Source organism: Devosia beringensis, assembly GCF_014926585.1.
Classification (GTDB): Bacteria; Pseudomonadota; Alphaproteobacteria; order Rhizobiales; family Devosiaceae; genus Devosia; species Devosia beringensis.
This window is the reverse complement of sequence record NZ_CP045422.1, coordinates 3,459,195-3,472,433: the sequence shown is the minus strand read 5'-3', so window position 1 is coordinate 3,472,433 and position 13,239 is coordinate 3,459,195. Positions and strand designations below refer to the sequence as shown.

Sequence of the window (13,239 nt, the reverse complement as noted above, 5' to 3'; positions counted from 1 at the left end):
CACGATATCGTGGCGGCGCTTTTGTTTGGGAGCCCGGCGGCCCTGGACGTGTCTAGCGCCGCAGCGGCGCCAGCAGCGTCTCGACATCAGGGATCTGGTCGATGTGTAGCAGGCCGTCGATGAGCTGGTCGGCCTGGCCGGCCGCGATCACGCCGTCGGCATTGGCGCGGAACTTCTCGATATAGACCGCTTCCCCGGCGGGATTGCGCGCCGTGCCCAGCATGTCCTCCACAGTGTGGGTAAGGATGCGCCCATCCATCATCTCGACCGTCACCACGCCGCGCGAGCGGCTGGTATCGGCGGCGGCGATGGGATCGGACAGGTAGATGACCTTGTCGGCCAGCGCATTGATGACGGGATGGCGCAGGCTCGCTTCCGCATAGGCAGACTTGTCGAACCTCCCCAGGGCCAGCGCTTCGGCGACGGTATGCTGCAGGCTGATGCGGCCATGCCAGGACGTGCGGGGGCGCCTTTTGTCCTCGACCGGTTCGCACACCGTGCGGAAGGAGCGCGGCATGATCTCGCAGCGGATCTCTTTGACCCTCGCCGGATCGATGCCGTGCTGTTCGCGCAGCGCCAGCGCCGCCGCAATGAAAGGCATCAGCGTATAGGCGCAGGGATAGAGCTTGGGGGCAATGTTGAGCAGTTCCCAGCGCGTGCCCAGTTCCCGGGTCAGCGCATCAAAATCGAAGCTCTCGGCCGCCTGCACATGGCTGCGATACCAGCCAAAACGCCCCTCGAAAACCTTGCCCGGGCCGGAGATGCCGTGCTTTGCCAGGGCGACGGCGCGCACGGCAGCGGCAGCGGCAAAGCCGACATGCATGGTCTTTGTCGAGGTACCGTCCTCAAAGGAGGCAATCGAGCCCGACGAGAGACTGGCGGCCGTGCCCACGGCATCGGCCATCTGCTGGCGCGGCAAGCCGCGCAACCGCGCTACGGCATAGGCGGTGGCAAAGACGCCATAGACGCTGGTGGGGTGAAAGCCCATCTCGTGCATGCGCACCGGCGTGACCTGGCCGAGCCGGCAGACGATCTCCGAGCCCACCAGCACGGCCTCGAGCAGCGCCCGGCCCGACATGGATCCAGCCTGGGCGATCGGCAGCGCGGCTGCAGCGACGACGCAGGTGGCGTGAATATTGGTCGATAGATGCGTGTCGTCGAATTCGAGCACCGCCGCGGCCACGCCATTGATGAAGGCGGCGCTGGCGGGCGCGGTCTGCTGCTTATCCATCAGGCTGTGCGCACCCTGCCCGCCGGCATCGGCATCAGCGACCGCGCGGCGCGCCGATCCGACGCTGGGATGGCTGTCCGAAGCGATCATGACGCCCACCACGTCGAGCAGGCGCAGCCGCGTATTGTGGATGACCTCGGCCGGCGCGGCGTCGAGCGAAAAGCCGATTGCCCAATCGGCAAGCTCGGAACTCAGGCCAGTCATCATCTACCTCAAAGCCGTTGCATTTCATGACAAACAACGGCCGGCAGCGTCACACTGGCGCTGCCGGCCGTCAAACTGGGCGTGTTTATTTTGCCAGGCCAAGCCCGGTCAGCAACTCGTCAAAGCGTTCATAGTCGGAGCGCAGGGCGGCATCGAGCTCGCCACTGGCCATGAAGCGCGGCGACACGCCGGCCTTGGTCAGTTTGTCGACAAATTCGGCGTCTGTGCTAGCTTCCTTGAGCGCGGTCTCGACCATGCTCACGACCTCAGCAGGCATGCCGGCCGGACCCATGACCATCTGCCAGCCCGTGCCGCTGATACTGTCATAGCCGACCGAGGCAAGCGCGGGAACGTCAGGGAACTCGGCCAGGGGCTCGCTCCCGGGAACGGCCAGAGCCGTGACCGCGTCCTGCCGCGCCTGGGCCACGGCGGCGGCGTCCATCATGAACTGTATGTCGCCGGCCAGCACCGCCTGCACGACTTCCGAAGCCCCCTTGTACGGGATATGCGTCGCCTCGATGCCCATGGCGTTGAGCATGTCCACCGTGGCCACATGACCCGTTGAACCGACGCCGACCGAGCCATAGTTCATCTCGCCGGGATGTTCCTTGCCATAGGCGACGAACTCTTCGATCGTCGTCACCGGCAGCGACTTGGACGCCACCAGCATGCGCACCGCCTCGCTCACATTGGCGATCGCTGTAAAGTCCTCGAAGGGCTCGAAACCGACATCGGCCAGATGCGGCGCCGTGGTGAAGATGGCATTGCCCGCCAGGAGCAGGGTGTTGCCGTCAGCGGGCGCACGCGACACCTGTTCGGCACCGATCGCGCCGCTGGCGCCGCCCACATTCTCGACGACGAAGTTCACCCCCAGGCGGCGGCTGAGTTCATCGGCCACCAGGCGACCCACGATGTCGCCGGCCCCGCCGGCTGCATAGGGCACCACCATGGTCACCGTGTCGACGGGATAGGCATCCTGCGCGAGGGTCGGCGCACCCGTCGACACTGCCAGTATCGCTGCGAGGACCGCGGCGGTTACGGGTCTTTGTTGCTTCAGCATTGTATTCTCCTCCCAGTGCATTCAGCACTTTGCCAAACACTGCCAGTTCCGCCCGCCCCGCGCACCTGGTGCGTCGCGGCATTTCATCTGGCGAAATGCCCCTGCCTGGCTGCAGCCACCTGTCTCCGGTGAGCGTAGTGAGACGGAGCATGCATGCAATGGCCCGGCCTCGAGAGCCGTTCCAAATCCGATCTGCAATGAATGCGTGGGAGAATCGGCGTCGTGTTCGCGCCCACGGGCGGTGTGAGCGGTCGGGGAGAACCGGCCGCCCGATTTGACCATGCCTATTTGGTTTCGATGGCCTTTATTTCCGCTTCCACGGCGCTGACCTGGACGGAGAGGTCTTCTGCCAGGAGTTCCAGATTGTGCGCCACCAGATGCTGCTGGTCGGCAAGTTCGCGCTCGGCATGGGCCAGTGTCGAGGCCTCACTTGCGGACGCCTTCAGCTTGTTCCGCTTGAGATTGAGGCTTTGTGCAGTCGTGGTCATGGCCGAGTCCCTTTTTGACGCTGGCTAGACTATGCGCCAAAGCATCGTTCAAAGCTTTGGGTATTTTTCCATGGTCTTGGCGCACCGCGCGACGCCCGATTGTCCGGCTGCGTCAGGCCAGGAGCAGCATTCCGCCAACCCGATCCACCGACACGGCGTGATCCGCCAACTGGTCCCCACCCCCGTCGCCATGCTGTAGCCGGAATTCACGCTTAGGTGATGGCACGATTGCATCAGCCGCCTGGATGAGGGTCCTTGCTCAAATGCCGCGTTGACCACACGCATGTCAGCTCGGTGCGCCGGCCATTCGCAATCGCCCCCGCAACCACCAAGAGAATACGCTTTGGTTCAAAACCGGTACACCTTGCTTGACCATGTGGGGGACACCCGCGAATGGCGTTTTACGTGGCAGCTGAGCGACGACGTGACCATCAGCAGCGCCTGCGGTTTTTGCGGGCGCAGCGCGCTGCGCGTGACCTATGCGGTAACCCGGCAGAGCCAGGCGAACTGGATCTGCGAGAGCTGCGTCAGCCGCTACAATATCAGCGCTGATATTGACGGCCAGCCGCTGGGACCCAAGGAAGCTCGGGCCTATGCCCATGGCCTGACCGCCAGGCTCAAGCAGCAGACCTGCCAGGACATCATCCGCCACGTCCAGACCCAGCTTCAGGATACGGAGCTGGAAGAGGCCGCGGTCTATTTCGACCGCAATCTGCAGCTGTCGCCGCAGCGGGCCGCCCGCCTGTTTGCCGCCCTGCTGCAGCTCAGCGAGGAAACCAACCTGCAGATCTTCGGGGTGCAGACCCGCAGCAATGTGCACCAGCAGGAGTTTGGCGCGCTCGCCGACGCCGAGCGCCGGCTGGTCTGGCCCGCTTTGTCGCCACAACAGCGTCGCCGCCTGGCCTCGCTCGGATTTGCCCCGGCCGGCATGGTCGTCCGCCGCAATGCCACCAGCCGCGCGGCGCGGCTGGAAGTCCGGCTGTCCACTCCGCGCATGCCAGCCCTGACTGGGGTGGCAACTATCCATCCCAAGCCGAAAACATAGTATTTTCATATGCTTATAGTGATATCCGGATAATCGAGGCAGGCTTCGCCCCAGCCTCGCCCCATTGCGAGCACGATCGCTATGGACAATCCTCGTCCACACCATCAGCAGCGAGGACGGGTATTTGCCAAGCACTGCCCCGCACCACAATCCACCATCCCTGCGGCTCGCCATCGGCCTTTGCATCAGCCTGGCCTGGCTGGGCACCGTGCAGGCGGCCACGCCCTACACGTTGGGCGTCTCCGATACGCTGACCATCAGGGTGGTGCAGTGGAATGCCGGCAGCTCGACCTTCGAGGAATGGACGGCGCTGAGCGGCGACTATGTCGTGGGCGCCGATGGCACCGTCAACTTTCCCATGCTCGGCGCCGTCGAGGGCACCGGCAAGAGCAGCGCCGATCTGGCGGCCAGCCTGGGGAGCACCCTGCAGCAGACCCTGGGGCTGAGCACGGCCCCCACCGTCACCGTTGAAGTCTCTGCCTATGGCCCGATCTATGTGACCGGCGATGTCGGCACGCCCGGCGAATATCCGTTCGCGCCCAACCTGACGGTGGTCAAGGCCCTCGCTCTGGCCGGCGGCGAACGCCGTACCGCCGACGCTGCGGCCCGCCCCGAGCGGGAAATGCTCACCACGTCGGGCACGCTGCAGGTGCTACAGGACGAGTATCGTCGCCTCTTGGTCCGCCGGGCCCGGCTCGACGCCGAGCTGGCAGGGGAAGACGCCATCGCAGTGCCGCCCGAGCTTGCCGAGGCAGATGACCTCAACGCCCTGCTCGCTGCCGAAGCCGCCATCCTGTCGGCGCAGCGGCGGCAGGCGGCGGCGCAATCAAGCTCGCTGGCCGATCAGATCACCCTGCTGAACCGGCAGATCGACGCCTTCGGGCAGAAGGCGACCGGCACCGAGGCGCAACTGGTACTGGCCCGCGAACAGCTCGAAAAGGTCACCGCGCTCTCCGATGACGGCCTGGCTTTGGCCTCGCGCGTGGCGTCGCTGCAGACCAGCGTCTCCGATCTGGAATCACGCCTGCTCGATACCCAGACCACCACAATGCAGGCCCAGCAGGACATTGCGGCGGCCGAGCGCGAACAGGCCCAGCTGACCGATCAGCACCTGTCCGACCTGTCGCTCGAGCGCCAGACCGTGGACGGGCAGATCGCCGCCCTGCAGCTCAAGATCACCACCCAGGAAGGCCTGGTGCAGGAGGCCGCGCTGTTCACCGGCCTCTCTGTGCCGGGCGATGCGGCACCCACCATCAGCTACACCATCGTCCGCAATGGCGAGGAAGTCGCTGCCGACCTTAATACCTCAATCGAAGCGGGCGACGTTGTGGTCGCGCGACTGGAGCTGACACCATGATCGCACCACGACTGTTTTACGCTTTGGGCACTCTCGCACTGCTCCAGGCCGGTCCCGCCCTGGCTCAAGGCACCGCCTTTCACGACGACTTCGACTCGCTTGATCTCAAGCGCTGGTACGTTTCGGACGGCTGGAGCAACGGCGCCCACCAGAACTGCATCTGGTCGACTGATCAGGCCACCGCCACGGATGGAATGCTCAAGGTTGGCTTTGCGCCCGTGCCCAAGAACGATCGCCAATATCGCTGCGGCGAGATCCAGACCCGCACCGCCTTCGGCTATGGCACCTTCGAGACGCGCATGAAGACGCCCGGCGGATCGGGGCTCAACGCCGCCTTTTTCAGCTATATCGGGGCCCAGCAGAGCAAGCCGCATGACGAGATCGACTTCGAAGTGCTGCTGCGCGACACCAGCCAGGTCGACACCACCACCTTTGTCAACGGCAAGAGCGGCGACGGCAAGGTCGGCAGCGGCCAGTCCCACGCGCTGCCCCACCCATCAGACGCCGATTTCATCACCTATGCCTTTACCTGGGAGCCTGACCGCATTCGCTTCTACATCGATGGCGAACTGGTTCGCACCATGGACGACCCCAAGACCATTCCCAAAAATCCGCAGCGCATCTTCTTCAGCCTGTGGGGCTCGGACACGCTGACCGACTGGATGGGCGCCTTCACTCCCGTCACCGCGCCCATAGCGCTGGACGTGGACTGGGTCGCCTTCACCCCGCTGGGCGAAGACTGCGCCTTCGATGATTCCATCCTGTGCCAGGAGCAAGGGGACTAACGATGAAACTGGTATTCTTTCGCGGCAAAGTGCCCAATTTCGGCGACGAGCTGAACCTGCATGTCTGGCCGGCTTTGCTGCCCAAGGGCTTCCTCGACGAAGACGAAACCGAGCTGTTCGTCGGCATCGGCTCCATCATCGGCGACCATCTGCCGGCCCAATCGCGCAAATTCGTCATGGGCTCGGGCTATGCCGGCTATATGGGCCTGCCCGACGTGCATGACGGCAGCTGGGACATGCGCTTCGTGCGCGGCCCCAACACCGCCAAGACACTGGGCATCGCTCCGGACCTGTCGATCTGCGACAGCGCCATCCTGCTGCGCGCCATGGACCTGCCGCCTCCCGACAAGTCCGTCGGCGTCGCCTTCATGCCGCATTACGAGAGCCTGGAGCGTGGCAACTGGGCCGAGGCCTGCCGGCAGGCCGGCATCACGCTGATCGATGCCACCGAACCCGTGGAGAAGGTCCTCAGCCAGATCCAGGGGGCACGTCTGCTCATCACCGAAGCCATGCATGGCGCCATTGTCGCCGACGCCCTGCGCACGCCCTGGATCGGCGCCCTACCAATCTATGGCGGCCATCACAAGAAGTGGCTCGACTGGGCCGGCGCGCTCGATCTCGACGTGCGCCTCAACCCGCTCAAGCCCAGCAGCGTGCTCGAATACTATATCGGCAAGACCGGCCGCGGCGGCAGCCTGGGCAAGGTTGGTCGCCTCAGCGCCTCACCCCTGGCCGCCCTGCCCAACAAGGCGTTCACCTCGATTGCCGCCCGCCACCTCGACCAGATGGCCCGCCTCGAGCCGCAGCTCAGCAGCGACGCCATGATCCTGCAGGTAACCGAACGCGCCCAGACGGCGGTGGATGGTTTCGTCCGCAGCCGGGTGGCAGCCGCCTAGCCGCGCCGGCGGCGGACGAAGCCGAGCAGGGTTTCGATCCGCGATCTTCCCAGCAGCGCAATCATGGCGCCGTAGCTCAAGGCTGCGGCGCCTATTGTTATGGCCAGCCGCAGCAGCGGCTCTACCGCGGCCAGTTCCTGCTGCACCAGCCAGCCGCAAAGGCCCATGACCAGCGTTGCCGCCACCGGCACCGCGAACGAGCGCAGATAGGTCCAGATCGAGATCCCCAGCAGGCTGACCACCATGTGCAGCGTCGGCAGCCAGAGCAGGACATTGAGGATGACCAGCGAGGTAGTCAGCGCCACCACGCCCCAGCTGGCAAAGAGGAAAATGTACAGCACCGTCACAGCCTGTTTGCCCAGGATATAGTAGAACCACAGATTGGCTTTGCCCTGGCTGCGGATCAGCGACGACTGCAGGATGCCCACCGCGGTCAGCAGACCCAATACACAGAAGGCCTGCACCACCGGCACGGCCGGAACCCAGGCGGCGCCAAAGGCGAAGGGAATGAGATCGCCGGCCACCAGCGCCAGCCCGGCAAAGACCGGGAAGGCCACGACCGATGAGGCGAAGGTCCCCAGCAGATAGGCCTCGCGCAGCTTGTCCGGTTCCCGCTGCATCGACGACAGCAGCGAGTAGGACACCAGGTTCAGCGCGCCCGAAAGCAGGTCGGTCAGGATCTGGAAGATGCGGCGGGCAAAGCTGTAGATGCCCAGCCAGGTCGGTCCCATCAGCGCGCCGATCAGCAACTGGTCGATATTGATCGTGGTGATGAAGTGGTTGCCATTGGAGAACAGGCCAAATGCGCGCAGGTCGGCCAAAGCACTCCGGTCGAAGCGCAGTCCCGGCAGCCAGCGCGCGCCCACCATGGCCCCGATACAGGCGGCAATCGAGCCGGCCAGCTGCGAGAACGCCAGCGCCCAGAGGCCGAAGCCGGCCCAGAGCAGCCCCAGGCAGACCAGCGCCGTCACCACTGACGCCACCGTCGTGCGCAGGGCCAGCATTTTGAACGACATGGTGCGCACGATCAGCGCATTGGGCACGGCGGCGGCCATGTCGAAAATGACGCGCGCCGCCACCAGCGGAATGAGCAGGGCCAGCAGCGGCTGCCCTGCCGCACTGCCGATGAATGGTCCGGCGACGCAGAGGGCTGCATAGATGACCACCGCGGCCCCCAGGCAGAGCCAGAACACGGTATCGAGATGAGCCGAACTGATCTTTTCGCGCTGGATCAGCGCCTCGCGGAAGCCCGCCGGGGCCAGGGCAACGCCCACGCTGGCAATGCTGACGGCAAAGGCGACAATGCCGAATTCGGTCGGCGACAGCACGCGCGAGCTGGCCAGAAACACCAGAAAGCCCAGGGCGCCGGGCACGAAGCTGCTGACCAGCGACCACAGCGTGCCCCGGATCGCGGCAGAGGCGCGCCCCTTGGTGAGATGGTCACGCCCTTTGGCCGGCTCCCCGGAAGTCGATTCTATTGCAATGGTCATGCCGGCTGTACAGGCCCCCGCTGGCGCGAGGCGACAAAGCGGTCAAACTCCGGCGTCAGCCGTCCCAGCATGCGGATCATCAGCCCCCGTGCGCGCAAGCGCAGCGCCTCGCGCCGGGACACATGCCCCTCCAGGCCCTGGTCGATCAGGGCCTTGGCCACATGGGTGACCCGCACCTCGACCGGCGCAGCATAGCGCGGGCTGGTGAGGAAGGTCGCCCGCTGCGCCTGGCTCGTCTCGCCCCAGACCTTCTGGCGCAGGGCCTGCACCGCCCGCTTGAGATCGAGCTCACGCCGCAGATAGCCGGCGTGCAGCTCGGCATTGCGCGTGGTCTGCTCGGCATTTTCGGCCCAGACCGCCAAGGGGGTCATGGCCACATAGACCGGTTCGACGATCGAATAGGTCCGCAGATATTCCTGCAGCGTCGCGGTGCAGGCAAATTCGATCTCCAGGATCGAGCGCGCCCGCACCGACCAGAACAGCCCGCCATTGGAAACCCCGATGCCGGCGAGCAGCGCCAGCCTGAATTCCTCGGCATCATAGGTGCCCTCGGTGAACAGGTCATCGAGTACGCCCTGGGTGCCGAGCCGGGCATCCGGCGTGCCGCTGGCATATTCGATCACCTGATTGCGCAGCACGATCTCGACGCCGGCGCGCCGCGCCAGCGCGATGTTTTCCGCGCAGAAATCGGGTTGGATGGAATTATCATCCTCCACCACGCAGAAGAACTCGGCCCCGTGCGGATTATCAGCGCCAAAGCAGTGGTCGATATTGCGCGAGGCAAACAGCTGCGGCTTGTTGGGCGTATAGCGAATGCGGGAATCGTCCAGCGAAGCCACCACCTGCCGGCCCGCTTCGGCCGGATCGTCATCATAGACATCGCAGACCCAGTCCGGTGCGGTCTGGGCAATCATCGACTGCAGCGCGCGCCGCAGCGCCTCGGGCCGCTTATAGGTTGGTGTGCGGAAGTGAACGCGGTCGGGCTGGAAGGACGACATGGCTCAGGACTCCTTTGGAAAGACGCGGCCGCGCGGCGCCCGTAGAGGGGCGGCGCAAGGCGGCAAGCCCGGCAAGGGCATAGATCAGTGTGGCAACGCCCATGATTGAGCGAATGGAGAATTCGAAGAACACCTCGACCTCGATGAAACTGCGCAGGATTAACAGGGTCTGCAGGGCCAGCAGCAGCGCATTGGGCGCATTGGGCCGGGCAAAGGCATAGATCGCCATCAGCAGCGCGCCGCCATACATGATGGCGACCTGCAGCCCCAGGCCGATCAGCCCGATCTCGACCGCATTGGAAATGTAGGTGTTGTGGAAGTTGAACCCGGCGCCCGAGGGCACATCGAACATGGCCCACAACTCCTCGGCGGGGGCAAAGCCGGCTACCCAGAACGAGCGATAACCCAACCCCTGCAGCGGCCTTTCGGCGATATAGCCCAGCCCAGTGGCCCAGAGCTCGGTCCGACCGGTCAGTGTCGCATCCTTGCCCGAGCCTTCGAGAATATCGGTGAGCAGCGCATCGCCCATTGTGCCGATCAGCAGCGCCAGCGCGGCAGCGCCCAGGAGCAGCACGGCGATCATGAAGACCCGCTGCATGCCGCTCAACCGCGCCGACAGCACGGTCAGCAGGACAATGCCGATGCACGGCACCACCATCATGCTGGCCCCGGCCGATTGCGCCAGCACCAGCAGGGGCGCCGCTGACGCCGCTCCGGCCACACCCAGCAACCGCATTCCCCAGTGTGACTTGCCATCGGCAGCCACGGCCACCGCGATCAGTGCAAACACCGCAATATGGGCCGCAAAAGCGTTCTTGCTGCCGAACACGCCCAGCCAGGCGCCGAACGACCCCGTCCGCCCGAAGAGGATACTGGCGATTACCCCAATGCCATAGACGATGAACATCAGCCGCATCAGCGACCGGGTCGACAGGCGTCCCGTCAGCACCACGGCGACCATCAGGGTAAAGGTCAGCTGCAGCCCGTAGCGCAGCGAATTGGCCGGATATTGCGACCACAGCGCCGTCAGCAGGCAATAGGCAGGCAGCAGCAGCACGAACCACCAGCGCTGCAGGCTGTCGATGCTGGCCGAGACATTGCTGACGATGAGCAGCCCGCCGCAGGCCATGAACACCAGTGCCGCCAGCGAGCCGAACATGGCATTGAGCACCAGGGCGGCAAAGGCGCCAAAGGTCAGAAGATAGGCTTGATTGATCGTCAGCTGCATCGGGGTGGCGCTCATGACGCGGCCTGCAAGGCTGGGCGTAGTTCAAGCTTGGCCTCGGGGATGAAGCCGGCGGCATAGTGGCCGGCCTGGTCCAGCGCTACGCAATGCCCGCCGGCATGCGCCGCCAGTTCAAGCCAAGGCGAGGCTGGGCGATGGGCGGACCAGTCGACCGCATGGGTGGGCACATAGTCGGGCACCAACAGATCGGCGTCGATCGCCCCGCGACCGCCCAGGGCGATCGACGCAGGCCGCGGCGCCGCGGCATCCGGGCCGGTCGGGCGCCGACGCCCCTCGACAAACGAGCGCCACAGCCGCCCCAGATGAGCCGGTTCCTCGGCCAGCAGGCGCAGCGCCAGCACAGGCTGACCTTGCTTGATGCTGGCGACCAGCCGCTCATAGGACAGCCCCGATCTCAGGGCCGAAAGCCTTTTGGCAAAGGCGGCCGACAGCTCTGCCGAAAGGGGTTGCTGGGCCGTGGCCAGGGCCGCCTGCCGCTCCACCATGGCCTGCATGTCCGGCACGGACAGGCGATGGGAAATCGACGCCGCATGCCGGCGATAGAGATAGAAGGGTTCGCGCACGACCACCATGCGCGCATCCGCCAGCAGCAGGCGCAGCACGAAGTCATAGTCCTCGCCGATGCGCAGGCCCTCGTCATAGCGCAGCGCTCCGAGCCGGTCGGCCCTGATCAGCGGCTTGAGATAGCCAAGCGCCGGCGAGCCCTCAAGGCCGGCCAGCACCCAATCCCGGGGCGAAACTGCAAAACTGCCTGCCGCCTCCGCGCCCAGCATCAGGCTGGGCGGGCTGCCATCGGCAAAGAACAGCAGCAGATTGTCGGCAACGATGTCGGCCTCGTGCTGGGCCGCCGCCGCCAGCAGCCGCTCGAAGCGCTCGGGATGAATGATGTCGTCGGAATCCACCACGGCCACCCACTCGCCGCGTGCCAGGTCAAGCGCACGGTTGCGGCAATGGGCCGGGCCGCGATTGGTATCGCTGGCGCTGAGGCGGATACGCGGATCCGCTGCCATCATCGCGCAGATGACGGTAAGGCTGATGTCCTCGGAGGCATCGTCGCTGACGATGACTTCGAGGTCGGCCATCGTCTGCCCGAGTACCGATTGCAGGGCTGGCACGATCTTATCGCCGCCCTCGAAATTGGCCATGATGACGGAAATGCGCGGCCGGCGCCCGACGGACGAACCTGTGGTGTGCATGCTATCGGCCTGCGCCGTCTTCACCGTCAGGCGACGCCGCCGCTCGGCACGGCGGTCTCGGCGGCCCCGCCCTGCCCGACCTGCGCCAGCAGCTCTTCCAGCCGCTGGATCTGGCTGTCGAGCTGGGCCACCCGCTGGCGGGCGCGGGCAGCGCTGTTCTCGGCCGAGCCAATGGCGGCTTCGTCGATACGATCGCGCTTGCTGTACTCGGCTGCGTTGTCCAGCAGCGTCGACGCCTGGGCGTAATAGAAATCCATGCGCTGGCTGAGGCCATCGCGTTCGCGGCGGGCATCGGCCAGTGCCATGGCAATGGCATTGCTGATCGTGCCGAAGCGCGCCTCGTCGGTCTCTGCATCGCGGCCGGGATTGCGGGCGCGGAAGGCACGGGGACGAAGTGAAAGCAGAACCATTTAAGTCTCCTTTACCGGCTGCCGGTGCGCATGACGACGACCTTGACGGTCTTGACCAGGATCACCATGTCGCCCAGGAACGACTGCTGCCGCACATAGAGCGTATCGAGCTCGACACGCTGGTCGTAATCGACATCGCTGCGGCCGCTGACCTGCCAGAGGCCGGTAATGCCGGGACGGACAGCGGCGTAGTGCTCGATCTGCTCGGCATAGCGAACCACCTCGTCCTGGACGATCGGGCGCGGCCCGACCAGGCTCATCTCACCACGGATGACGTTAATGAGTTGTGGCAGTTCATCCAGGCTGGTCGAGCGCAGGAAGCGGCCCAGCGGGGTGATCCGGGGATCGTCACGCAGCTTCTGCGTCGCTTCCCATTCGGCCCGGGCCTGCGGCTTGGCTTCCAGATGCTGGCGCAGCGCCTCCTGGGAGTTCACGATCATCGACCGGAACTTGAGGCACTTGAAGCGTTTGCCATTGCGGCCGATCCGCTCATGGGAAAACAGGATCGGCCCGCGATCGGTCGAAAACATCACGACCGCGATGAAGAACATGGTGGGCAGGGCGAACAGCAAAATAGCCGAAGCCACCATGATGTCGAAGGCCCGCTTGCTGCCCGGACCACACTTGGCGCTCAATTTTGAGGGACTGTCGGATGAATCAATAGTCGACATGGCGTTCTCTCTCGCTAAGTTCGAAGCCTTGGGAACGGTGGCGCTGCTTTGCCCTTCTGGGCGTGCGGCATGGATCGCGGAAGCGCAGGCGCCCACGCGGGCTCCAAGCCCGTCAAAACATCGAATTGACCCTGTAAGCTGGGTACGCCGCATTGACCGCAA

General features: G+C 65.1%; 13 protein-coding genes. 4 read left to right on the top strand and 9 right to left on the bottom strand.

Translation table 11 applies throughout. The annotated features are described in order from the left end of the window. Positions 1–52 precede the first annotated feature (52 nt). The 3 genes from GDR53_RS16875 to GDR53_RS16865 all read right to left on the bottom strand — a co-directional run bounded on the left by GDR53_RS16875 (position 53) and on the right by GDR53_RS16865 (position 2,983). Positions 53–1,435 carry an MmgE/PrpD family protein gene (locus GDR53_RS16875; protein ID WP_210321353.1) on the bottom strand — a complete coding sequence of 461 codons (1,383 nt, stop codon included), beginning with the start codon at positions 1,433–1,435 and terminating at the stop codon, positions 53–55. 85 nt (positions 1,436–1,520) lie between these two features. Then, positions 1,521–2,495, bottom strand: coding sequence for a Bug family tripartite tricarboxylate transporter substrate binding protein (locus GDR53_RS16870; RefSeq protein ID WP_193335594.1), 975 nt, complete (start codon positions 2,493–2,495; stop codon positions 1,521–1,523). Between the two features lie 284 nt (positions 2,496–2,779). Next, on the bottom strand, positions 2,780–2,983 hold the full coding sequence (locus GDR53_RS16865; RefSeq protein WP_193335593.1) for a hypothetical protein: 204 nt from the start codon (positions 2,981–2,983) through the stop codon (positions 2,780–2,782). 424 nt (positions 2,984–3,407) lie between these two features. Here GDR53_RS16865 and GDR53_RS16860 point away from each other — a divergent pair, with 424 nt between their 5' ends. From GDR53_RS16860 to GDR53_RS16845, 4 genes are all read left to right on the top strand, one after another. Further along, positions 3,408–4,028, top strand: a complete 621-nt coding sequence (locus tag GDR53_RS16860) for a hypothetical protein (protein ID WP_193335592.1) — start codon at positions 3,408–3,410, stop codon at positions 4,026–4,028. 124 nt (positions 4,029–4,152) lie between these two features. Then, the gene (locus GDR53_RS16855; protein WP_193335591.1) at positions 4,153–5,385 is read left to right on the top strand and encodes a polysaccharide biosynthesis/export family protein; all 1,233 of its coding nucleotides are present in this window, start codon (positions 4,153–4,155) and stop codon (positions 5,383–5,385) included. Next, the gene (locus GDR53_RS16850) at positions 5,382–6,170 is read left to right on the top strand and encodes a family 16 glycosylhydrolase (protein WP_193335590.1); all 789 of its coding nucleotides are present in this window, start codon (positions 5,382–5,384) and stop codon (positions 6,168–6,170) included. Before GDR53_RS16855 ends, GDR53_RS16850 begins: the two co-directional genes overlap by 4 nt. 2 nt (positions 6,171–6,172) lie before the next feature. Further along, entirely contained in the window at positions 6,173–7,066 is an 894-nt protein-coding gene (locus GDR53_RS16845; RefSeq protein WP_193335589.1) for a polysaccharide pyruvyl transferase family protein, read from the top strand. Here GDR53_RS16845 and GDR53_RS16840 read toward each other — a convergent pair. From GDR53_RS16840 to GDR53_RS16815, 6 genes are read right to left on the bottom strand one after another with little or no spacing between them, the layout of a single operon-like run. Beyond that, the gene (locus tag GDR53_RS16840) at positions 7,063–8,556 is read right to left on the bottom strand and encodes a lipopolysaccharide biosynthesis protein (protein ID WP_193335588.1); all 1,494 of its coding nucleotides are present in this window, start codon (positions 8,554–8,556) and stop codon (positions 7,063–7,065) included. The genes GDR53_RS16845 and GDR53_RS16840 overlap by 4 nt on opposite strands. Continuing rightward, positions 8,553–9,554: a glycosyltransferase family 2 protein gene (locus GDR53_RS16835; protein WP_193335587.1), complete on the bottom strand. Its 1,002-nt coding sequence runs from the start codon at positions 9,552–9,554 to the stop codon at positions 8,553–8,555. The genes GDR53_RS16840 and GDR53_RS16835 overlap by 4 nt, the downstream gene beginning before the upstream one ends. Beyond that, entirely contained in the window at positions 9,505–10,797 is a 1,293-nt protein-coding gene (locus GDR53_RS16830; protein ID WP_193335586.1) for an O-antigen ligase family protein, read from the bottom strand. Before GDR53_RS16830 ends, GDR53_RS16835 begins: the two co-directional genes overlap by 50 nt. Continuing rightward, positions 10,794–11,996 (bottom strand): glycosyltransferase family 2 protein, encoded by a 1,203-nt coding sequence (locus GDR53_RS16825; protein ID WP_193335585.1) that lies wholly within the window; start codon positions 11,994–11,996, stop codon positions 10,794–10,796. Before GDR53_RS16825 ends, GDR53_RS16830 begins: the two co-directional genes overlap by 4 nt. A gap of 26 nt (positions 11,997–12,022) precedes the next feature. Continuing rightward, a complete protein-coding gene (locus tag GDR53_RS16820) occupies positions 12,023–12,406 on the bottom strand; it encodes a hypothetical protein (protein ID WP_193335584.1) in 384 nt (127 codons plus the stop codon). An 11-nt stretch (positions 12,407–12,417) separates the two neighbouring features. Beyond that, on the bottom strand, positions 12,418–13,077 hold the full coding sequence (locus GDR53_RS16815; RefSeq protein ID WP_193335583.1) for a sugar transferase: 660 nt from the start codon (positions 13,075–13,077) through the stop codon (positions 12,418–12,420). Positions 13,078–13,239 lie beyond the last annotated feature (162 nt).